This window comes from Janthinobacterium amylolyticum, assembly GCF_051380655.1.
Lineage (GTDB): Bacteria > Pseudomonadota > Gammaproteobacteria > Burkholderiales > Burkholderiaceae_D > Janthinobacterium.
Genome location: NZ_JBNYXL010000003.1, coordinates 568,257 through 589,209, shown reverse-complemented (window position 1 = coordinate 589,209; position 20,953 = coordinate 568,257). Strand labels below are relative to the sequence as shown.

The 20,953-nt window shown below is 63.5% G+C and carries 18 protein-coding genes; 12 read left to right on the top strand and 6 right to left on the bottom strand.

Annotated features, from left to right (window positions below; genetic code table 11):
- Positions 1-212 precede the first annotated feature (212 nt).
- From xapA to ACQ4WR_RS09100, 7 genes are all read left to right on the top strand, one after another.
- A complete protein-coding gene (gene xapA, locus ACQ4WR_RS09130; protein WP_102295664.1) occupies positions 213-1,052 on the top strand; it encodes a xanthosine phosphorylase in 840 nt (279 codons plus the stop codon).
- A 120-nt stretch (positions 1,053-1,172) separates the two neighbouring features.
- Positions 1,173-2,366, top strand: coding sequence for a phosphopentomutase (locus tag ACQ4WR_RS09125; protein ID WP_436486757.1), 1,194 nt, complete (start codon positions 1,173-1,175; stop codon positions 2,364-2,366).
- Positions 2,363-3,322 carry a deoxyribose-phosphate aldolase gene (gene deoC, locus ACQ4WR_RS09120; protein ID WP_102295661.1) on the top strand — a complete coding sequence of 320 codons (960 nt, stop codon included), beginning with the start codon at positions 2,363-2,365 and terminating at the stop codon, positions 3,320-3,322. The genes ACQ4WR_RS09125 and deoC overlap by 4 nt, the downstream gene beginning before the upstream one ends.
- A 12-nt stretch (positions 3,323-3,334) precedes the next feature.
- Complete coding sequence (locus tag ACQ4WR_RS09115; protein ID WP_436486755.1) at positions 3,335-5,716, top strand: aldehyde dehydrogenase family protein; 2,382 nt, start codon at positions 3,335-3,337, stop codon at positions 5,714-5,716.
- 170 nt (positions 5,717-5,886) lie between these two features.
- The gene (gene deoA, locus ACQ4WR_RS09110; protein ID WP_436486753.1) at positions 5,887-7,209 is read left to right on the top strand and encodes a thymidine phosphorylase; all 1,323 of its coding nucleotides are present in this window, start codon (positions 5,887-5,889) and stop codon (positions 7,207-7,209) included.
- Positions 7,210-7,333: 124 nt separating this feature from the next.
- The gene (locus ACQ4WR_RS09105; protein ID WP_092798106.1) at positions 7,334-7,741 is read left to right on the top strand and encodes a cytidine deaminase; all 408 of its coding nucleotides are present in this window, start codon (positions 7,334-7,336) and stop codon (positions 7,739-7,741) included.
- A gap of 19 nt (positions 7,742-7,760) precedes the next feature.
- On the top strand, positions 7,761-8,972 hold the full coding sequence (locus ACQ4WR_RS09100; RefSeq protein ID WP_436486751.1) for a nucleoside deaminase: 1,212 nt from the start codon (positions 7,761-7,763) through the stop codon (positions 8,970-8,972).
- Here the strand turns inward: ACQ4WR_RS09100 and ACQ4WR_RS09095 are convergent.
- The 4 genes from ACQ4WR_RS09095 to ACQ4WR_RS09080 form a co-directional block, all read right to left on the bottom strand.
- Positions 8,969-10,132 carry a dipeptidase gene (locus tag ACQ4WR_RS09095; protein ID WP_102295656.1) on the bottom strand — a complete coding sequence of 388 codons (1,164 nt, stop codon included), beginning with the start codon at positions 10,130-10,132 and terminating at the stop codon, positions 8,969-8,971. The two genes, ACQ4WR_RS09100 and ACQ4WR_RS09095, sit on opposite strands and share 4 nt — an antisense overlap.
- An 11-nt stretch (positions 10,133-10,143) precedes the next feature.
- Positions 10,144-10,566, bottom strand: coding sequence for a VOC family protein (locus ACQ4WR_RS09090; protein WP_102295654.1), 423 nt, complete (start codon positions 10,564-10,566; stop codon positions 10,144-10,146).
- A gap of 143 nt (positions 10,567-10,709) precedes the next feature.
- The gene (locus tag ACQ4WR_RS09085) at positions 10,710-10,982 is read right to left on the bottom strand and encodes a hypothetical protein (protein ID WP_102295652.1); all 273 of its coding nucleotides are present in this window, start codon (positions 10,980-10,982) and stop codon (positions 10,710-10,712) included.
- 145 nt (positions 10,983-11,127) lie between these two features.
- Positions 11,128-11,610: a hypothetical protein gene (locus tag ACQ4WR_RS09080; RefSeq protein WP_374755252.1), complete on the bottom strand. Its 483-nt coding sequence runs from the start codon at positions 11,608-11,610 to the stop codon at positions 11,128-11,130.
- Positions 11,611-11,911: 301 nt separating this feature from the next.
- On the opposite strand from ACQ4WR_RS09080, the gene ACQ4WR_RS09075 reads away from it, so the two are divergent.
- A complete protein-coding gene (locus ACQ4WR_RS09075; protein WP_436486748.1) occupies positions 11,912-12,856 on the top strand; it encodes a choice-of-anchor A family protein in 945 nt (314 codons plus the stop codon).
- 51 nt (positions 12,857-12,907) lie between these two features.
- Here ACQ4WR_RS09075 and ACQ4WR_RS09070 read toward each other — a convergent pair whose 3' ends face one another.
- Together ACQ4WR_RS09070 and ACQ4WR_RS09065 are read right to left on the bottom strand one after the other, a co-directional pair.
- Positions 12,908-13,564, bottom strand: coding sequence for a TetR/AcrR family transcriptional regulator (locus ACQ4WR_RS09070; RefSeq protein WP_102295649.1), 657 nt, complete (start codon positions 13,562-13,564; stop codon positions 12,908-12,910).
- A 10-nt stretch (positions 13,565-13,574) separates the two neighbouring features.
- Positions 13,575-15,032, bottom strand: a complete 1,458-nt coding sequence (locus ACQ4WR_RS09065; protein WP_436486746.1) for an aminotransferase-like domain-containing protein — start codon at positions 15,030-15,032, stop codon at positions 13,575-13,577.
- Positions 15,033-15,231: 199 nt separating this feature from the next.
- Between ACQ4WR_RS09065 and aptA the strand changes: the two genes are divergently transcribed.
- From aptA to preA, 4 genes are all read left to right on the top strand, one after another.
- Entirely contained in the window at positions 15,232-16,548 is a 1,317-nt protein-coding gene (gene aptA, locus ACQ4WR_RS09060; RefSeq protein WP_102295646.1) for an omega-aminotransferase AptA, read from the top strand.
- Positions 16,549-16,667: 119 nt separating this feature from the next.
- Positions 16,668-18,170: a CoA-acylating methylmalonate-semialdehyde dehydrogenase gene (locus ACQ4WR_RS09055; RefSeq protein ID WP_436486744.1), complete on the top strand. Its 1,503-nt coding sequence runs from the start codon at positions 16,668-16,670 to the stop codon at positions 18,168-18,170.
- Positions 18,171-18,216: 46 nt separating this feature from the next.
- Complete coding sequence (locus tag ACQ4WR_RS09050) at positions 18,217-19,584, top strand: NAD(P)-dependent oxidoreductase (RefSeq protein WP_436486742.1); 1,368 nt, start codon at positions 18,217-18,219, stop codon at positions 19,582-19,584.
- Positions 19,584-20,864, top strand: a complete 1,281-nt coding sequence (preA, locus tag ACQ4WR_RS09045) for an NAD-dependent dihydropyrimidine dehydrogenase subunit PreA (RefSeq protein WP_436486740.1) — start codon at positions 19,584-19,586, stop codon at positions 20,862-20,864. Before ACQ4WR_RS09050 ends, preA begins: the two co-directional genes overlap by 1 nt.
- The last annotated feature ends 89 nt before the right edge of the window (positions 20,865-20,953 follow it).

Here is a 20,953-nt window from a genome sequence, read left to right as displayed (position 1 = left end):
TATCGGCCATTTATATTTGAATTATATAAATGGGCAAGAAAAATGGTATTTGCCATACATATTCCGTTTGATGCATAGTGGCGGCTTATAGAGGCAATACGCATTCGGATATACCTGTAACACCACACATCCCCGCTACCTGGGCCGCAGTATCTTGCCGTGTACTGCCGCGCAGGCAGCAACCATCATCATTAGTCAATCAGAGGATAACCATGTCGAACAACGCCCCTTTCCACGCCGCCGAAATCATCCGTGCCCGCGCTCCTGAAAATTTCAAGCCGCGCGTGGCGATGATCCTCGGTTCCGGCCTGGGCGTATTGGCCGAGCAGATGACGGATGCCGTCAGCATCAGCTTTGACGAATTGCCGGGCTTCCCGATCAGCACCGTGCATGGCCATGCGGGCGAGCTGGTGGTCGGCACCCTGTCGGGCGTGGCCGTCGTCTGCATGAAGGGCCGTGGCCACTTCTACGAAGGCTATGGCATGGGCGTCATGACGAGCGCCATCCGCACCTTGAAACTGCTGGGCTGCGAAATGCTGTTCGTTACCAACGCGGCCGGTTCGCTGCGCCCTGAAGTGGACGCCGGCAGCCTGGTGGCCATCAGCGACCATATCAACTTGCTGCCAGGCACGCCGATGGTCGGCCCGAACGACGACCGCTTCGGCCCGCGCTTCTTCAGCATGGCCAATGCCTACGACGCTGATCTGCGCAACCTGGTCAAGGAAACGGCCGCGTCGAACGGCATCACCCTGCACGAAGGCGTGTTCGTCGCCTATCCCGGCCCGAACTTCGAGACGGCCGCTGAAATCCGCATGATGGCCCGCCTGGGCGCCGACACGGTCGGCATGTCGGTGGTGCCGGAAGTGGTCTCGGCGCGCCATTGCGACCTGAAAGTGGTGGGCGTATCCGTCATCACCAACCTGGCAGAAGGCATGTCGCCATTCGCCCTGTCGCACGAGCAGACCCTGAAATACGCGGCCATCGGCGCGAAAGACCTGGTCAAGCTGATCCTCGCTTTCCTGGCCACCGTTTCCGCTACGCCGCAAGCCTGAGCACCCTTCTTTACGCAGTAGCGGCGCGCCATCTGCCGGCGCTGCCGCGCGGCAGGCCGGGAAAATCCGGCCTACACTGACCGCATCATCTTTGCATCACTCCATAAAGCGAGCCTTATCATGTCACGCGCATTTATCCTCCTGCTTGATTCCTTCGGCCTTGGCGCGACGCCAGACGCCGCCAAGTATGGCGACGCAGGTGCCAATACCTTTGGCCACATTGCCAGCACTGTCGCCAAAAGCGGCAAGACCTTGAAACTCCCGAACATGGAACGCCTGGGCCTGGGCGCCGCCGCCCACCTGGCCAGCGGCGAATGGGCCACGGGCTTCGACCAGCGCGACGGCTTTACCGGCGCGTATGGCGCCGCGCGCGAGCGTTCCACCGGCAAGGACACGCAGAGCGGCCACTGGGAAATCGCCGGCGTGCCCGTCGAATTCGACTGGGGCTACTTCCCCCGCACCACGCCATCGTTCCCCGCCGACCTGACCGACAAGCTCAAAGCCATGTCGGGCGTGCCGGGCTTCCTCGGCGACTGCCATGCCTCGGGCACGGACATCATCAACAAGCACGGCGATGAACACGTCGCCACCGGCAAGCTGATCATCTACACCTCGGGCGACTCGGTGATGCAGATCGCCGCGCACGAAGAATCGTTCGGCCTCGAACGCCTGTACGCAGTGTGCGAAATGGCCTTCAAGCTGGTCGAGCCGTACAACATCGGCCGCGTCATCGCCCGTCCGTTCACTGGCAGCAACGGCAACTACACGCGCACCTCCAACCGCCACGACTACGCCGTCGCGCCACCCGCACCGACCCTGCTCGACCACGTCAAGAATGCGGGCGGGGAAGTCGTCGGCCTGGGCAAGATCAGCGACATTTTCGCTACCCAGGGCATCTCGCGCGTCGTCAAGGGCGTCGACAACATGGCGCTGTTTGAAGCGCTGTTGACAACGGCCGACGAAGTGCAGGACAAGTCGCTCACGTTCGTGAACTTCGTCGACTTCGACCAGGCCTTCGGCCACCGCCGCAACGTCGAGGGCTATGCCGACGCGCTGCGCGAAATGGATGCGCGCCTGCCGGAATTCATGGCCAAGCTCAAGGAAGGCGACCTGGTCGTGATCACCGCCGACCATGGCTGCGACCCGACCTGGCACGGCTCCGACCACACCCGCGAACACATTCCGATGATCTTCTTCGGTCCCGGCGTCGCCCCGCGCGCACTGGGTATTTCCGAGACCTTCTCCGATATTGGCCAAACCCTCGCCAAGCACCTTGGCGTACCACCACTTGCTAATGGAACCAGCTTGTTATGACACTCATGCACCCCGACTTCAAGCGTAACGAAGCCATCGGCCTCGACCTGGGCTGGATCAACCAGATCCGCGTCAACCGCGCCGCGACAGACCGCCGCGCGGCCAGCCTGGCGAACCGCCGCACGGTGAAAAAAGAATACCAGGCCGCCTGGCTGGTGAAAGCCATCCAGATGATCGACCTGACCACCCTGGGCGGCGACGATACGCCGGGCCGCGTGGAACGCCTGTGCATGAAGGCCATGCGCCCGCTGCGCGCCGACCTGATGGACGCCTTGGGCCTGACCGACTTGAGCACCGGCGCCGTCTGCGTCTACCACGAGATGATCGCCCCCGCCGTGAAAGTCATCCAGGGCCGCTTGCCCATCGCCGCCGTGTCGACGGGTTTCCCGGCTGGCCTGACGAGCATGGAAACGAAGCTGCGCGAGATCGAACTGTCGGTCGCCGCCGGTGCTTCCGAGATCGATATCGTCATCACGCGCCAGCACGTCCTGAACGGCAACTGGCAAGTGCTGTACGACGAAATGCTGGCCTACCGCAAGGCCTGCGGCGAAGCGCACGTGAAGGCGATTCTCGCCACGGGCGACTTGCTGACCCTGGAAAACGTCGCCAAGGCGTCGTGGGTCTGCATGATGGCAGGCGCCGATTTCATCAAGACTTCCACCGGTAAAGAGGGCGTGAACGCCACCATTCCCGTGGCCCTGACGATGGTGCGCACGATCCGCGAATACCACGAGCAGACAGGCTTCCAGGTGGGCTTCAAGCCGGCCGGCGGCGTCAGCTCGGCCAAGAGCGCGCTGCAATACCTGAGCCTGATGAAAGAAGAACTGGGCAATGAATGGCTGCAGCCGCATCTGTTCCGCATCGGCGCTTCCAGCCTGCTGACGGACATCGAGCGCCAGCTCGAGCACTACGTCACCGGCAGCTACTCGGCCAATCATCGTCACGCACAACCTTAAAGAACAATCGTCATGCCAACAATTAACGAGATCCTCACTACTATGGACTACGGCCCTGCTCCCGAAAGTCAAAAAGAAGCGCAGGCGTGGCTCGATGGCCATCAGCGCAAGTTCGGCCTGTTCATCGACAACGCCTGGAGCGAGCCAGCGGAACTGTTCGCCTCGACCAATCCGGCCGATGGCACGCAGCTGGCGGAACTGACGCAAGCCACTGACGCGGACGTCGAACGGGCTGTCGAAGCGGCACGCCGCGCGCTGCCCGTCTGGCAAGGCATGGGCGGCCATGGCCGCGCGAAAGTCATGTATGCGCTGGCCCGCTTGCTGCAGAAGCATTCGCGCCTGTTCGCCGTGCTGGAAACCCTGGATAACGGCAAGACCATCCGCGAAACGCGCGATATCGACTTGCCGCTGGCCGCGCGCCATTTCTACCATCACGCCGGCTGGGCGCAGCTGCAGTCGGAAGAATTCGCCGACTACCGCGCCGTGGGCGTGGTGGGCCAGATCGTGCCGTGGAATTTCCCGCTGCTGATGCTGTCGTGGAAAATCGCCCCGGCCCTGGCGGCCGGTAACACGGTGGTCTTCAAGCCGGCCGAATTCACGTCGCTGACCGCCATGCTGTTCGCCGAACTGTGCCTGCAGGCGGGCGTGCCTGCCGGCGTGGTCAACATCGTCACCGGCGACGGGCGCGTGGGTTCGGCCATCGTCAACCATCCTGGCGTCGACAAGATCGCCTTTACGGGTTCGACCGAAGTGGGCCGATTGATCCGTGAAGCGACGGCCGGCAGCGGCAAGAAGCTCTCCTTGGAACTGGGCGGCAAGTCGCCGTTCATCGTCTTCGAAGACGCGGACCTGGACGGCGCCGTGGAAGGCCTGGTCGATTCGATCTGGTTCAACCAGGGGCAAGTGTGCTGTGCCGGTTCGCGCCTGCTGGTGCAGGAATCGATTCAGGAGCGCTTCCTGAACAAGGTGCGTGCGCGCATGGAAAACCTGCGCCTCGGCTCGCCGCTGGACAAATCGATGGACGTGGGCGCGCTGGTCGATCCGGTGCAGCGCCAGCGCATCGCCGCGCTGGTCGATTCGGCTCGCGCCGAAGGCTGCGACGTGTGGCAACCGGCGTGCGAACTGCCGGCTGACGGTTCGTGGTTCCCGCCGACCCTGATCACGGGCGCGTCGACCTCGGCCGCCGTGGCGCAGGCTGAAATCTTCGGCCCCGTGCTGGTGGCCATGAGCTTCCGCACGCCGCCTGAAGCGGTGCAGCTGGCGAACAACACGGTGTACGGCCTGGCCGCCAGCGTGTGGACCGAGTCGATCAGCCTGGCCCTCGATATCGCTCCCGCCATCAAGGCAGGCGTGGTGTGGATCAACAGCGCCAACCAGTTTGACGCGGCATGCGGCTTTGGCGGCTACCGCGAATCGGGCTTCGGCCGTGAAGGCGGCCGTGAAGGCATGCTGGAATACATGACGGCCCTGGCCGAAGATGCGCGTCCGGCCCTGCCGGTGGTGGAAGCGAAAGCGAAGGGCAATGTAAAGCCGGCGGCAGCCGACCCGTTCGCCATCGACCGCACGGCCAAGATGTACATCGGCGGCAAGCAGGCGCGCCCTGACAGCGCCTACAGCGCGCCCGTGTTCGGCGCAAATGGCGCCCTGCTGGCCGAAGTGGGCGTGGGCAGCCGCAAGGACATCCGCAATGCCGTCGAAGCGGCGCACAAGGCGTCCGGCTGGACCAGCGCCACGGCGCACAACCGCGCGCAAGTGCTGTACTACATCGCCGAAAACCTGGCAGCGCGCGCCGACGAATTCGCCGCCCGCATCGCGGCCATGACGGGCAGTAAAAATCCCGAGAAGGAAGTGCAGGCATCGATCGAACGCCTGTTCTACTACGCCGCCTGGGCCGACAAGTACGACGGCCTGGCGCACCAGCCGCCCACCAAGGGCATCACCGTGGCGCTGAACGAAGCGGTCGGCGTGATCGGCATCGTCTGCCCGAACGAAGCGCCATTGCTCGGCTTTATTTCGTTGGTGGCGCCGGCCATCGCGCTGGGCAACCGCGTGGTGGTGGTACCGTCGGAAGCGCATCCGCTTTCCGCGCTGGATCTGTACCAGGTGTTCGACACCTCCGATTTGCCGGGCGGCGTCGTCAACATCATCAGCGGCAATGCCGATGAACTGGCGCGCACCCTGGCCACGCACGCCGACATCGACGCCGTCTGGCGCCATGACGGTTCGGCGGAAGGCTGCGCGGAAGTCGAGCGCCTGTCGGCCGGCACCCTGAAGCGCACCTGGGTCGGTGGCGCCAAGGGCCGCGACTGGTACAGCGCCGCCCAAAGCGGCGGCCGCGCCGTGCTGGCGCATGCGTCGCAGGTAAAAAACGTGTGGATTCCTTACGGCGTCTAAGTTTATAAAGCAGGAAAGTGGGGCCGGTTCACCCGCGCAGCGATGCGCCGGGGCGCCGGCCCCAAGTTGCTTTCGCCAGCAGGACGTGTAGGCCGGATTGGCCCGCAGGGCGTCATCAGGCAAGGCCGCTGGCTGGACATCAGCATTTGAATATTAAATCGGGAGCTATCATGTTTCTAACCCAGGAAATTATCCGCAAAAAGCGCGACAAGGGCGTGCTGAGCGCCGAGGAAATCCAGTTTTTCGTGCGCGGCATTACTGACGGCAGCGTCAGCGAAGGACAGATCGCGGCGCTGGGCATGGCCGTCTTTTTCAACGACATGAACATGGACGAGCGCGTGGCGTTCACCCTGGCCATGCGCGATTCCGGCCACGTGCTGGACTGGCGCGCGCTGAACCTGCCCGGCCCTGTCGTCGACAAGCATTCGACGGGCGGGGTGGGCGACGTCGTTTCCCTGCTGCTCGGGCCCATGGTCGCCGCGTGCGGCGGCTACGTGCCGATGATCTCGGGCCGCGGCCTCGGCCACACGGGCGGCACCCTGGACAAGTTCGACGCCATTCCCGGCTACTGCACGGTGCCGGACAATGAACTGTTCCGCAAGGTGGTGCAGGAGATCGGCGTGGCCATCATCGGCCAGACGGCGCAGCTGGCGCCGGCCGACAAGCGCTTCTACAGCATCCGCGACGTCACCGCCACGGTGGAATCGGTGGCCATGATCACCGGCTCCATCCTGTCGAAGAAACTCTCGGCCGGCCTGGACGCGCTGGTAATGGACGTGAAGGTGGGTTCGGGCGCCTTCATGCCGACCTACGACAAATCGGTGGAACTGGCCGAAAGCATCGTCGCCGTCGGCAACGGCGCGGGCATGCAGACGTCGGCCATTCTGACGGACATGAACGAATCGCTGGCGCCGTACGCCGGCAATGCGCTGGAAGTGCGCGGCGCCATGGACTATCTGACGGGCCGTTCGCGTCCCGCGCGCCTGCACGAAGTGACACTGGCGCTGTGCGCCGAGATGCTGGTGCTGGGCGGCCTGGCCGCCACCGAGGAAGAAGCGCGCGTGAAATTGATGGCGGCTCTCGATTCGGGCGAGGCGGCCGAACGTTTCTCGCGCATGGTCTCCGCCCTGGGCGGCCCGTTTGATCTGGTCGAGAACCCTGACAAGCACCTGGAGACGGCGCCGTTCGTCGTGCCGGCGCCGGCGCTGTCGGCCGGTTTTGCCAACGTGCGCGATTGCCGCGCCATCGGCCTGGCCGTGGTGGCCCTCGGTGGTGGCCGCCGCCGTCCGACGGACAGCATCGACTTCGCCGTCGGCCTGACGGACCTCGTTGGCCTGGGCGAACAGGTGGCCGTTGGCCAGCCGCTGGCCATGGTGCACGCGCGCACGGAAGCGGCGGCGCAGCAAGCCGTCAGGGAAATCCAGCAAGCGTATGACATCAGCGCGGTGGCCCTGCCGGCCAATCCGGTGATTTACCGTACCATTCGACCGTAACTATTTTTAGCCCCAAAGCAGGGTCTGGGGTCGGTCCTTGCAGGATTGGAATGCGTACCATTGGAACGCATTCCCCCTCAGGGTACGACCCCGGCCTTTGCTGGTTTTACAGGTAAATAATCAAATGAACAACCAAGAACTGATCGCCGAAGCCAACGCCGGCCGTGAACTGGCGTACGCGCCATATTCGCGCTTTAAAGTGGGCGCGGCGCTGCTGTGCAAGGATGGCCGCGTCTTCCGTGGCTGTAACGTGGAAAACGCCGCCTATGGCCTGTGCAACTGCGCCGAGCGCACGGCGTTTTTCAGCGCCATCGCGCATGGCTGCAAACCGGGCGACTTCGCCAGGCTGGCCGTGACGGGCGACACGGCCGAACCGATTTCGCCATGCGGCGCCTGCCGCCAGGTGATCTTCGAGATGGGCGGCGCCGACCTGCCGGTGATCCTCACCAATCTGAAGAACGACATCATGGAAGTGACGGCAGGCTGGCTGCTGCCGCACGGCTTTGGCAATTCCGACCTGGACATGAAGTAACTTAGGCAATGGCACCAGCTTGAACAAGACGATCGACATCCAGGCCGCCGTGGCCATCGCCGCGGCTGAAGCCCTGGCGGCCAAGACGCAGGGTACCTTCGGCGTGGGCGGCGTGCTGCTCGACGGCGCCGGCAACGTGCTGCAATCGATGCACAACAACGTCGTGCGCCACGGCCTGGTATTCGATCCCACCGCGCACGGCGAACGCCAGCTGGTGGACTGGTATTTCGCCGAGCGGGCCAAGGGCACGTCCTTGCCGCCACCGGGCGAACTGACCATCGTCACGTCGCTCGACCCGTGCTGCATGTGCACGGGGGCGATTCTGGCCGCCGGTTTCAATGTGGTGGTGGCCGCGCCCGATGTCAATGCGGGCATCAACTACGATGGCAGCGCCACCTTCATGGCCCTGCCGGCGCCGCTGCAGGCGCAGGCGGGCCGCAGCTTCTGTTATCCGGCCGTGCGCGGCGCCACCGTGTATGCGCGGCTGCCGGCCGGCGCCGCGCCCCGGTCTTTTTTCATCGGCAAGAGCATCCACGAAGCGACGCAGGCTTTGTGCTCGCTGGTGTTCGAGTCGACGTCGGCGCAGGTGATGCAGCTGCTGAATGCTGGCGACGATGAGCCGCGGCGCGACCCTGCCACCTTGCCGTCCGAGCATCCGGTGGTGCGCGCCTTGCGCCGCCGTTACCCCGACGCCCTGACTTACCGCTGCGCGCCGCACGCGCCCGATGCGGGCCTGGCGCCCTTCCTGCAGGCGGCCATGGAGCAGGACGTGCGCGATGGCGGCCAGGGCGATGCTGCCGCCTTGCTCGACTCTTTCGGCAACCTGCTGCTGTGCATGCCGGGAAAATCGGCGCAATCGGCTATCCGCACGCCGTTCATGGAATGCACGCGCCAGTATGCGCAGCTGCGTTTTGAATTGATGGCCAGCGCGGAGCCGGCGCTGCAGGAAGAGATCAAACGCTATCTGGGCCATCCGAAGCACGGCACCTTCGTGCTGGCCGTCGGCCCGGACGACAGCGCCGCCAGTTTCATGACCCTGGGCGCCTACGGCTCCACCATGGAAGGGGCGCTGCCGGAAAATAATCCGGCGCAGTTCCAGTACGTGCGCCCGGCCATGGCGCAAGATGCGCTGCTGGCGCTGTGCGATGCCATGCCGCCCCTGTACCGCAAACTGATACGCATCCGGCCGCGCCAGGTGGCAAGCCAGGCCTTGATCAGCGCACTGGCTTAGGCGTCATCGTCCGGCAGGTTTTTCAGTAAAAAGTCGCGCACGTTTTCACCGGCGACGCGGCGTACCTGCGCTTCCGACAAGCCCGCGTCGAGCAGCGCCTGCGTCAGGCGCGGCAAGCCGGCAGCGTCGATGGCGGTGGTGACGGCGCCGTCGAAGTCCGAGCCATACGCCACGTGCTGCGCGCCAATCAGTTTGACCGTGTAGGCGATGGCGCGCGCGATCGAAGCCACGTCCTTGCCGCAAACGGCCGTGTTCCAGAAGCCGATGCCCACCAGGCCACCTTGGGCGGCGATGCGTTTGAGCTGTGCGTCGCTGAGGTTGCGGCCGTTGGCGCAGGTGCCGCGCACGCCCGTGTGCGACACCATCACGGGGCGTTTCGCCAGCGTCAATACCTCGTCGATGGTGGCCGGCGAGGCGTGCGCCAGATCGACGATCATCTTGCGCTCTTCCATGGCGCGCAGCCATTGCCGGCCCAGCGGCGTCAGGCCGCCTTTTTTCAAGCCATGCTGGGAGCCGGACAGTTCCGTGTCGAAGAAATGCGTGGGCGCGGCCATGCGGAAGCCGGCCTGGTACAAGGTGTCGAGGTTGTCCAGCTTGCCTTCGAGCGCATGCGCGCCTTCCAGTGTCAGCCAGCCGGCCATCAGGGCCGGGTCCTTCTCGCGCGCGGCGACGAAGCTGCGCAGCTGCGCGCGGCTGCCGATGACGCGCAGCTTGCCATGGCTCTTGCCCGCTTGCTGGCGCAGCTCGTCGGCCTGGTAAGTGGCGCGCGCCAGCAGGCTGTTCCAGGTAGCCGGCGGCAAGCCCTGCGCCATCACCAGGGCCGTGATGTTGTCCGTGTCGCTGCCATTGCGCTCGATATTCATCTTGCGCGGCGTCTTGGTGACGACGGAAAAAGCTTGCAGGGCCACGTTGCCCCGTTGCATGCGGGGAAGGTCGACATGGCCGCGCTGGCTGTCGCGGTTCAGGTCGCGCTGCCACAGCAGGCTGTCCGCGTGCAGGTCGGCGACCCACAGGTTGCGGTGCAAGGCCAGAGTGGCCGTCGATGGCGCCTTGCCGGATGGAGGATGGACGCGGTTGAAATGCTCGTCGACGAGGACGGGGGCGGACAGCAAGCCGCCAACCAGCGCAAGGCTGGCGGCGGCGATGGTACTGATGATCATTGTTCTCCGTTTCACCATGGGTCGTAAGTGCCCAGGCTCCAGATGTGGCCTTCCGGATCGCGGCAGGTAAAGCCGCGTCCGCCGTAATCTTCATCCTTGATGTCGAGCACGATCTCGGCGCCGGCTTCGCGCGCGCGGCGATAGACGGCATCGGCATCGTTGACGACCAGGTAGCAGCTTTGCGTGTTGGCATTGCCGATCTCGCCCGGCTGCTTCATCAGGCGGCCATACTCGCCATCGACCACGGAACCGAGCATGATCATGCCGTTGCCATAGCTGAGCTGCGCATGGGCGATGCCGCCGTCGCTGTCGGGGACAACCAGCTGTTTTTCAAAGCCGAATGCCGTGCAGAGCCAGTCGATGGCCGCAGGCGCATCGCGGTAGCGCAGGCAGGGAATGGTGGTGGCCCTCGTGTCTTTGGCTGTCGTGGTCATATGGGAACTCCTATCGGGGATGGAGTAGTTTCGATCGTGAATGCTGCATGGCGTTCACCATGACGGGTATTGATGGCAAGGATCTTGATACCTGTCATGGCCGCGCTTCACTATATGCCACTCTCGTCCGCCCTACAAGAGTGTCACGCCTGCGGCGGCTGCTCCTGCTGCGCCGTTTTCTTGTCCCAGCTGAAGCCGCCCGCATTGCCGGCCCATTTCAGCAGCAGGAACACAAGGAACAGGGTGATGGCCAACGGCAGGATGGTGATGACGAAAGCCAGGCCGATGGCGCAGGCCAGCAACATGGGCCAGGACATGGCCGACAGCGCATCGAGGCCCTGGCGCGCATACGCGCACAGCGCGTTCCAGAATTCCGTAAAGGATGTGCTGCCCGGTGCCGAATTGATGTCTTTCATGCTGCTCTCCTGTCGTCGTTAGTGCCGTTGCCGTCGTGATGGCCTGGCGATGAAGCAACTATAGCCAGGCTTTTGCTGACTGGCACCCGGTCTGCGACGAATTGCAGGCTGGGCGGAACGAACGACGACAGGCGACGACAGGCGGTTATTCGAAGATTTTCAGCTTGAGCTGGAAGCTGAGCGCGCCATACAGCCGGTCTTTATACGATGGCACGATGGCGATATTCACGCCCACGCGCTGGTATTCGTAGCTGATGGTGGGCACCAGCGCGGGAAACCAGCCGCCGTCGCGCATCTTCGGATAGCCGCTGAAGCCGCCAACGACGGCACCCACGCGGAACGGCCCCATCTGGATGGGCTGGTAATACACGCCCACGTAGTTCGAGTAGGCGCGGTCGCTATTGTAGAAGCGTCCGGCCGTCGCCGAGGCAACGGTGGAAAAACGGTATTCGGCGCCCAGGCCAGGATTGCTGTCGTTCAGGTTCTTGTCGCGCTGGAAATGATAGGAATAAAAGCCCGCATTGAGCCAGGTTTCGCTGAGCGGCTTGTTCTCGATCAGGTTGAAAACATCGGCTTGCGCGCCGCAGGCATACGCCAGCAACAGGGCGGCTAGTGACAATCGTTTCATGCGTGCTATATCCTTTTTGATCTGGTGGTCTGATGGCGTGCCTGGGCTGGCGCTGCCGCGATCGTATCACCAAGTCCGCCTTGGCTCTAGGCAATATTGAAAACGCAGAACAGGCGGTCGTTTGCCGGCCTGTTTCTGGCATGCCGGCATGGTTACGCCGTTTCCCGGGCGGGCTGAAAAGAATGATTCTCATTGTGCAACTATATTTGCATTATTGTTACAAAAGTTGTTGGTTTGCGACATATCAAAGTCGATGGATATGATATTCTGGCGTCAAGTTAATTTTCTTTTTGGAAATAAAATGTCAACCATGTTCAAATCACCATTCGTTCTCGTTTTGTCGACCGTCTTTGCCGCCGGCGCCGCGCAAGCTGGTGTTGTCGATCTGGGCATCGGTGGCGCCAATTTCTATTCCCTGAGCAACTTCACCGCTTCCGGCAGCGATGTCGAAGGCGGCGTGCTGGTCGCCGGTAACCTGTCGGCGTCGAGCTATTCGATCAATGACAAGAACAAGGATGCCTACGTCTCGCATGGCAATACCGGCTATGCGCTGGTCGTTGGCGGCAACCTGAACTACAGCTCCGGCTCGATCAAGAACGGCAACTACTATGTGGGCGGCACGACGACGACCAGCAGCGTGGGCCTGAACACGGCAAGCAAGACGACGGCCTCGCCCGTATCGTTTGCCACCACCTCGGCCCAGCTGAAAAACACCTCGACGTCGCTGTCGAACGTGGCGGCCACGGGCAGCAGCTCGGTGGCCTATGGCGGCATGACCCTGAAAGGCGGCACGGGCAATGTGCAGGTGTTCGACCTGACTTCCGCGGCGCTCGGTTCGGTGAACAACTTCAAGTTCAGCAACCTGCACACGAACGACACGCTGATCCTCAACATCAGCGGCACGGACGTGACCCTGAGCGGCGGCTATGACGGGTTCAAGAACTACAATGTGCTGTACAACTTCTATGAAGCGAAAAACCTGACCTTCAGCAATGTTGGCCTGTATGGCAGCGTCCTGGCGCCGCTGGCAAACGTGGCCGGTGGCGGTGGCCAGATCAATGGCAGCGTGGTGGTGGGGAACTGGGCCTCGAACATCCAGGTCAATGCCAATCACTATTTCAGCGCCACCAACGTGGCCGGTTATGTATCGGCCGTGCCGGAACCGGAAACCTATGCCATGCTGCTGGCCGGCCTGGGCCTGGTCGGCTTCATGGCGCGCCGCCGCAAGAACAAGAGCGCAGCCTGAACGCCGCTGGCTGACTGAAAACCGCCTGCACGGCGGTTTTTTTTCGTCGCGTCATACCTTCACGGCCGCCAGCACCATTTGCACGATCAGGCTCTCGGCATCATCGTAATCCTTGCGCGCGAGCTGCTTGCGGTCCAGCACCAGGCTCATTTGCGCGGAAAAATCCGCATACGATTGCGTCATGGCCCAGATGGCGAACATCAGGTGCGTGGCATTCACGGGTGCGATCTTGCCGGCGGCGATCCATGCCTCGAAGACGGCGATATCCTTGCGCAGCAGCGGCACGACCCTGTCGCGTATCTGCGCGCCGTACAGGGGGGCGCCGTTGATCACTTCCAGCGCATACACGCGCGACGCCCACGGCTGCTCGCGCGAAAAGCGCAGCTTGGCGCCGATATACGCGCGCAGCACGTCGGCCGGCTCCTCGTGTCCGTGGGCCAGCATGTCCATGCGCGCCAGCCAGTCGTCGAGCACGTCGTCGAGCACGCGCTGGTACAGCGCCTGCTTGCTGGGAAAGTAATACATCAGGTTTTGCTTCGACAGGCCGGCCCGCTCGGCGATGGTGGCGATCGACGCGCCTTCGTAGCCGCTTTCGGCAAACACGCGCACGGCCTGTTCGCGGATGTCCGCTTCCAGGCGGTCGCGGTTTTGCAGGCGCCGGCCGCCAGTATTTTTCACGGGAAGGGCAGGGGATTTGTCGCTGGCCATGGCGGGTTCTTTAGCGTGGACGGATCGATTGCAAAAAGGCTTGCAGCACGGGCGTATCGGTATAGGCCACGTTGAAACGGAACCACACCGTCTCGGGCGCGCGCAGCATGAAAAACTCGTTCGGCGACAGCAGGATGCCGGCCTTTAATGCCATGTCGGCGATGACTTTCCCATTCCATGCCGGCGTCTGGACGTCGGCCCAGCCGGCGCTGACGAACATGCCGCCGCGCGGGCGCGCCACGGGCGCCATGCCGGCCTGCGCCAGGCAGTCGATGCTGCGCTCGCGGGCCGCATCGAGCTGCGTCACCAGCCGTTCGATCATGCGCTTGTAGGGCCGCGCGGAGACGGCGTGGTAGACGGCGCGCTCGTTGATTTCCGACGTCGTCAGGCCCGCCAGCATTTTTACGCGCACCAGTTCGGCCACCAGCGACGGCGACGCGCAGATCGACCCCACGCGCAGCACCGGCGACAGGGTCTTGGAAAAGCTGCCCACGCGGATCACGCGGCGCAAGCCGTCCATGGCGGCCAGCGATGCGTCGCCGCGCGCCGCCAGTTCGCGGTAGATATCGTCTTCCACCAGCCAGAAATCGAATTGCTCGGCCAGGGCCAGCAAGCGGTGGGCCTGCGCCTGGTTCAAGGACGTGCCCAGCGGATTTTGCAGCACCGTGTTGACGAACATGAGCTTGGGCTGCGTGCGTGCCGCTTCCAGCGCCAGCGCTTCGAGGTCGAGTCCCGCCTCGCCGCGTGCGATGCCGACGGGAATGCAGCCGTGGTGGCGTATCAGCGACTGCAGGTTGCTGTAGCCGGGGTCTTCCACCAGCACCGTGTCGCCCGGCTTGGTCAGGCTGCGCAGGATCAGGTCGAACGCGTGCGTGGCCCCATGCGTGAGCAGGACCTGGTCTGCCTCCACCTGGAACAGCTCTTCCGACAAGGTGGCGGCCAGGTGCTGGCGCAGCGAGGGGAAGCCGAGCGGATGGCCATAGCCGCGCAGGCGGCTGGCGGGGATGCGCATGGCCTGGCGCACGGCGTCGAGCACCGTCGCCTCGCCATACAGTTCCGGCGGCAGCCAGCCCGCGCCCACGGGCAGCGCTTCCGACACGCCCGAATACAGGTCCGGCGTGAGGGCGTCGATGGCGGTGGGGCTGGCATGGATAGTTGTCTGCGGCGTTGCAGCGATATCGTGGCGCGCAACAAAATAGCCGGAACCGCGCCGCGACGACAGCAGGCCCAGATTGACCAGGCGGTCGTACGATTCGACGACGGTAAATGTCGACACGCCATTGCAGCGGGCGAACTGGCGCACGGACGGCATGCGCGTGCCGATGCGCAGGGCGCGGCTGCCTACCATGACGCTGATGGCGATGACGATCTGCTCGACCAGGCCGCCCTTTTTCTGGCGGTCGATGTCCAGCACCGGCCAGCCACCGGCGTTACCTTCGCCCTCGTCCTGCTTCACGTTGTGCGTCACCGGTGGCTCCTTTGCTGCCTTGCACAAAACTGTAGTGGTTTTTCGACCTGTACGGTTGGGATACTTTGCCGTTTGTGTATCTGTGCCTTCAAGGATGGCCTGTCTATTATTACATCAGCTTTTTGCCAACTGGTAAATTATTTTACGCTCCGTCAAAAACGATATTGGCGTGGCGGCAGCCCATCACTAGGAGAAGGTCATGAACGAATCAAGGCCGGAATCGATGTCGGCATTCTGGATGCCGTTTACCAACAACCGTGATTTCAAGGCCAACCCGCGCTTGCTGGTGTCGGCCGAAGGCATGTACTACAAGGACGTCGACGGCAATGCCATCCTCGATGGCACGGCCGGCCTGTGGTGCGTGCCGTGCGGCCATGCGCAGCCGAAAATCGTCGGCGCCATCCGCGAGATGGTGGGCCAGCTGGACTTCGCGCCCACCTTCCAGATGGGCCATCCGGCCGCCTTCGAGCTGGCGGAAAAACTGATGGACTACACGGGCCATAAATTCGGCCACGTCTTTTACACCAACTCCGGTTCCGAAGCGGTGGACACGGCCCTGAAAATCGCGCTGGCGTATCACAAGGCGCGCGGCGAGGGTGGCCGCACGCGCCTGATCGGCCGCGAACGCGGCTACCACGGCGTGGGCTTTGGCGGCATTTCCGTGGGTGGCATCGGCGGCAACCGCAAGACCTTCGGCCCGCTGCTGCCCGGCGTGGACCATTTGCCGCACACGCATAATCTCGACAAGAACGCCTATACGGTGGGCGAGCCGGAATACGGCACGCACCTGGCCGATGAACTCGAACGCATCGTCGCCCTGCACGACGCCTCGACGATCGCCGCCGTCATCGTCGAACCGGTGGCCGGTTCCACGGGCGTGCTGATCCCGCCGAAAGGCTACCTGAAACGCTTGCGCGAGCTGTGCACCAAGCACGGCATCCTGCTCATTTTCGATGAGGTCATCACGGGCTTCGGCCGCATGACGACGCCGTTCGCCTTTGATTATTTCGACGTCGAGCCGGACCTGATGACGACGGCCAAGGGCCTGACCAATGGCATGGTGCCGATGGGCGCCGTGTTCAGCAAAAAGCATATCCACGACGCTTTCATGGACGCGCCAGCCGGCATCGAACTGTTCCACGGCTACACGTACTCCGGCCACCCGCTGGCCTGCGCCGCCTCGCTGGCGACCCTGCAAGTGTTCGAGGAGCAGGACATCCTCGGCCACGCCAAAGCGATGCAGGCGTATTGGAGCGACGCCGTGCATTCGCTGAAAGGCTTGCCGCACGTGATCGACTTGCGCAGCATCGGCCTGATCGCCGGCATCGAACTCGATCCCATCGCCGGCAAGCCGGGCACGCGCGCCTTCACTGCCTTCAAGCAGGCCTTCGCCGACGGCGTGCTGATACGCACGACGGGCGACATCATCGCCCTGTCGCCACCGCTGGTGCTGGAAAAACAGCATGTCGACGAGCTGTTTGGCAAGCTGGCCAAGGTACTCAAAAATCTCGATTGAACGGCAAACCCAAAAAAAACCCGGGGTCAGACCCCCTCATCCATTAGCGTCGACTTTTGCGTTAGCGGCATTGAGGGTCTGACCCCAGCCTCTGCCCTTGGGGGTTAAAAAGGAACACCATGAACGATCTCGACACCATCACCCACTACATCAACGGCGCCAAAGTCGACACCATCAGCGGCCGCTATGCCGACGTCTACAACCCCGCCCTGGGCGAACCTGTGGCACGGGTCGCGCTCGGCACCAGCGAGGAAGTCGACGCAGCCGTGCAGGCCGCCGCCGCCGCCTTTCCTTCGTGGTCCGCCACGCCGCCCTTGACGCGTGCGCGGGTGCTGTTCCGCTACCTGCAGCTGTGCCAGCAGCACACGGACGAATTTGCCGCCATGCTCACGCGCGAACATGGCAAGACGTTTGCCGATGCGCAGGGCGAGGTGGCGCGCGGCATCGAGATGGTGGAATTTGCCGTCGGCATCCCGCAGCTGTTGAAGGGAGAATTCACCGACCAGATTTCACGCGGTATCGACGCCTGGTCCATGCGCCAGGCGCTGGGCGTGGTGGCCGGCATCACGCCATTCAACTTCCCCGTGATGGTGCCGATGTGGATGTTCCCCGTCGCCATCGCTTGCGGCAATACCTTCATCTTGAAGCCGTCCGAGCGCGATCCATCCGCTTCGCTGCTGCACGCCAAACTGCTGAAGGATGCGGGCTTGCCTGACGGCGTCTTCAACGTGGTACAGGGCGACAAGGTGACGGTCGATGCCTTGCTCGACCATCCCGTGGTGCAGGCCATCAGCTTTGTCGGCTCCACGCCGATTGCCGAATATATCTATGCACGCGGCAGCGCCAGCGGCAAGCGCGTACAAGCCTTGGGCGGCGCGAAAAACCATATGGTGGTGATGTCCGACGCGGACATGGACATGACAGTTGACGCGCTGATCGGCGCCGCCTACGGTTCGGCCGGCGAGCGCTGCATGGCCATCTCCGTGGTGGTGGCCGTGGGCGACGCGGGCGACAAATTGATGGATGCACTGGCAAGGCGCACGGCCGCACTGAAAGTGCGCGACGGCATGGCCGATGGTGCGGAAATGGGGCCGGTGGTGTCGCTGGCGGCCAAGCAGCGCATTGAAAAACTGATCGCATCTGGCGTGGAGCAGGGCGCCACCTTGCTTGTTGATGGCCGCAACCATGTTGTGCCCGGACGCGAAAACGGCTTCTTCGTGGGAGGCACCCTGTTCGACCACGTGACGCCGGACATGAACATCTACAAGGAAGAGATTTTCGGCCCCGTGCTGTGCATGATGCGCTCGCCCGACGTGGTGCACGCGGTGAACCTGATCAACGCCAACGAGTACGGCAATGGCGTGGCCATCTACACGCGCGATGGCGGCGTGGCGCGCGAATTCGTGCGGCAGATACAGGTTGGCATGGTGGGCGTGAACGTGCCCCTGCCCGTGCCGATGGCCTTCAACAGTTTCGGCGGCTGGAAGCGCAGCCTGTTCGGCGACCACCACGCCTACGGCCCCGAAGGCGTGCGCTTTTATACGCGCCACAAGGCCGTGATGCAGCGCTGGCCAAACACGGCAAGCGCTGGTGTGGAATTTGCTTTTCCCCAGATGAAGTAAAGGTTTCAAATTACAAGCCGGCCGCACATAACAAGAGGAATACGCGATGATCGAGTCTTTACACTATTTGCCGCATCCCGCCCTGCCCAATGAGGAACTGGCAGGCCACTTCACGGATCTGGCGCCGCCCCTGTCGGCGCGCCAGGCGGCCATCGAAAGTGCCCGCTGCCTGTACTGCTATGACGCGCCGTGCAGCCGCATCTGCCCGTCGGAAATCGACGTGGCCAGCTTTATCCGCAACATCCACGACAAGAACATCAACGGCGCGGCCGCCGGCATCCTGAAGCAGAACATCCTGGGCGGCAGCTGCGCCAGAGTCTGTCCGACGGAAATCCTCTGCGAAGACGTCTGCGTGCGCAACCACGACGCCGAAGGCCAGCCCGTCAAGATCGGCCTGCTGCAGCGCTACGCCGTCGATCACGCACATTTCGCGGCGCACCCGTTCAGACGCGCCGCTGCCACCGGCAAGACGATCGCCATCGTCGGCGCAGGACCGGCCGGCCTGTCCTGCGCGCACCGCCTGGCCATGCTGGGGCACGACGTGGTGATTTTTGAAAAGGAAGGCAAGGCGGGCGGCCTGAATGAATACGGCATCGCCAAGTACAAGCTGACGGACGATTTCGCGCAAAAGGAGGTCGCGTTCCTGCTCGATATAGGCGGCATTGAGATCCGATGTCGCCAGGTGCTGGGTGAAAACCTGCACCTGCGCGAACTGCACGCCCAATACGACGCCGTGTTCCTGGGGCTGGGCCTGGGCGCCAGCCGCAAGCTGGGCTTGACGGGCGAGGACGCGCCGGGATTGCTGGCTGCCGTCGACTACATCGCCGCGCTGCGCCAGGCCGATGACCTGGCCGCGCTGCCCGTGCCGAAGCGGGCCATCGTCATCGGCGCCGGCAATACGGCCATCGACATGGCCGTGCAAATCCAGCGCCTGGGCGCCGAGGAAGTCACCCTCGTCTACCGGCGCGGCTTCGACGCCATGACGGCTACCCACCATGAACAGGAGATCGCCAAGGCCAACCAGGTGCGCATGCTGACGTGGGCCCAGCCGCAGCAGGTACTGCTCGATGGCGCGGGCAAGGTGGCGGGCATGCGCTTCGAAAAAACCGCCATGCAGGGCACGCGCCTGGCGGGCACGGGCGAAACATTTGACGTGGCGGCCGACGCCATTTTCAAGGCCATCGGCCAGAGCCTCGACACGGACGTGCTGCATGACCCGATGGCGTCGCTGCTGCGACGCGAGGGCGACAAGATCGCTGTCGATGCGCGCTTTCGCACGGTGCTGCCGAGGATCTACGCGGGCGGCGACTGCGTGGCGCCGGGGCAGGACTTGACGGTGCAGGCCGTCCAGCATGGCAAGCTGGCCGCACTGGCCATCCATGCCGATATTCTTTCCAAAGTGGAGGCTGCATAATGGCTGATCTCAGCATCGAATTTTGCGGCATCAAGTCGCCGAACCCTTTCTGGCTGGCGTCCGCGCCACCGACCGACAAGGCCTATAACGTGGTGCGCGCTTTTGAAGCGGGGTGGGGCGGCGTCGTGTGGAAAACCCTGGGGGAAGACCCGGCCGCCGTCAACGTCTCGTCGCGCTATTCCGCCCTGTATGGCAAGAACCGCGAAGTGGTGGGCTTCAATAACATCGAACTGATTACCGACCGCTCGCTGGAGATCAACCTGCGCGAAATCACGCAAGTGAAAAAGGACTGGCCCGACCGCGCCATCGTCGTCTCGCTGATGCTGCCCTGCGAAGAGCACTACTGGGCCGATATCCTGCCCAAGGTCGAAGCGACGGGCGCGGATGGCATCGAGCTCAATTTCGGCTGCCCGCACGGCATGCCGGAACGGGGCATGGGCGCGGCGGTGGGCCAGGTTCCCGAATATGTGCAGATGGTCACGGCCTGGTGCAAGAAGCACAGCAAGCTGCCCGTCATCGTCAAGCTCACGCCGAACATCACGGACGTGCGCATGCCGGCGCGCGCAGCCAAGGCAGGCGGCGCCGATGCCGTCTCGCTGATCAACACCATCAACTCGATTACCTCGCTCGATCTGGACCGCATGGTGGCCTTGCCCATCGTCGGCGGCGCCAGCACGCACGGAGGCTATTGCGGCGCAGCCGTGAAACCCATCGCGCTGAACATGGTGGCGGAAATCGCCCGCGATCCGCAGACGCGGGGCCTACCCATTTCCGGCATCGGCGGCATCGGAAACTGGCGCGATGCGGCCGAATTCATCGCCCTGGGCGCCGGCTGCGTGCAGGTGTGCACGGCCGCCATGCTGCATGGTTTCCGCATCGTCGAAGAAATGAAGGATGGCCTGTCGCGCTGGATGGACGAGAAGGGCTATGCATGCATCAGCGACTTTTCCGGCAAGGCCGTGGCCAACACGACGGACTGGAAATACCTGGACATGAATTACCAGGTCATCGCGCAGATCAACCAGGACGACTGCATCAAATGCGGCAAGTGCTACGTGGCCTGCGAAGACACGTCGCACCAGGCCATCGCGCAGCTGATCGACGCGGCCGGCACGCGCAGCTATGAAGTGATCAAGGATGAATGCGTGGGCTGCAACCTGTGCGAAATCACCTGTCCGGTGCAGGGCTGCATCACGATGGTGCCACAGACCACGGGCAAGCCGTACATGAACTGGACGCAGGATCCCAGGAATCCCCGGGCCTTGGCGGAGACGGCATAGGGCACGGTTATTGCGTGCGTTTATTTTATAAACAGCGGCTCGTCTTTGCAGTAAGCTAGATTACTTGAAGCCGAGCCGTTTCCACATTG

Coding starts and splice junctions, on each gene's coding strand:
- xapA (WP_102295664.1), top strand. CDS start 213: ATGTCGAACAACGCCCCTTTCCACGCCGCCGAAATCATCCGTGCCCGC.
- ACQ4WR_RS09125 (WP_436486757.1), top strand. CDS start 1,173: ATGTCACGCGCATTTATCCTCCTGCTTGATTCCTTCGGCCTTGGCGCG.
- deoC (WP_102295661.1), top strand. CDS start 2,363: ATGACACTCATGCACCCCGACTTCAAGCGTAACGAAGCCATCGGCCTC.
- ACQ4WR_RS09115 (WP_436486755.1), top strand. CDS start 3,335: ATGCCAACAATTAACGAGATCCTCACTACTATGGACTACGGCCCTGCT.
- deoA (WP_436486753.1), top strand. CDS start 5,887: ATGTTTCTAACCCAGGAAATTATCCGCAAAAAGCGCGACAAGGGCGTG.
- ACQ4WR_RS09105 (WP_092798106.1), top strand. CDS start 7,334: ATGAACAACCAAGAACTGATCGCCGAAGCCAACGCCGGCCGTGAACTG.
- ACQ4WR_RS09095 (WP_102295656.1), bottom strand. CDS start 10,132: ATGATCATCAGTACCATCGCCGCCGCCAGCCTTGCGCTGGTTGGCGGC.
- ACQ4WR_RS09090 (WP_102295654.1), bottom strand. CDS start 10,566: ATGACCACGACAGCCAAAGACACGAGGGCCACCACCATTCCCTGCCTG.
- ACQ4WR_RS09085 (WP_102295652.1), bottom strand. CDS start 10,982: ATGAAAGACATCAATTCGGCACCGGGCAGCACATCCTTTACGGAATTC.
- ACQ4WR_RS09080 (WP_374755252.1), bottom strand. CDS start 11,610: ATGAAACGATTGTCACTAGCCGCCCTGTTGCTGGCGTATGCCTGCGGC.
- ACQ4WR_RS09075 (WP_436486748.1), top strand. CDS start 11,912: ATGTCAACCATGTTCAAATCACCATTCGTTCTCGTTTTGTCGACCGTC.
- ACQ4WR_RS09070 (WP_102295649.1), bottom strand. CDS start 13,564: ATGGCCAGCGACAAATCCCCTGCCCTTCCCGTGAAAAATACTGGCGGC.
- aptA (WP_102295646.1), top strand. CDS start 15,232: ATGAACGAATCAAGGCCGGAATCGATGTCGGCATTCTGGATGCCGTTT.
- ACQ4WR_RS09055 (WP_436486744.1), top strand. CDS start 16,668: ATGAACGATCTCGACACCATCACCCACTACATCAACGGCGCCAAAGTC.
- ACQ4WR_RS09050 (WP_436486742.1), top strand. CDS start 18,217: ATGATCGAGTCTTTACACTATTTGCCGCATCCCGCCCTGCCCAATGAG.
- preA (WP_436486740.1), top strand. CDS start 19,584: ATGGCTGATCTCAGCATCGAATTTTGCGGCATCAAGTCGCCGAACCCT.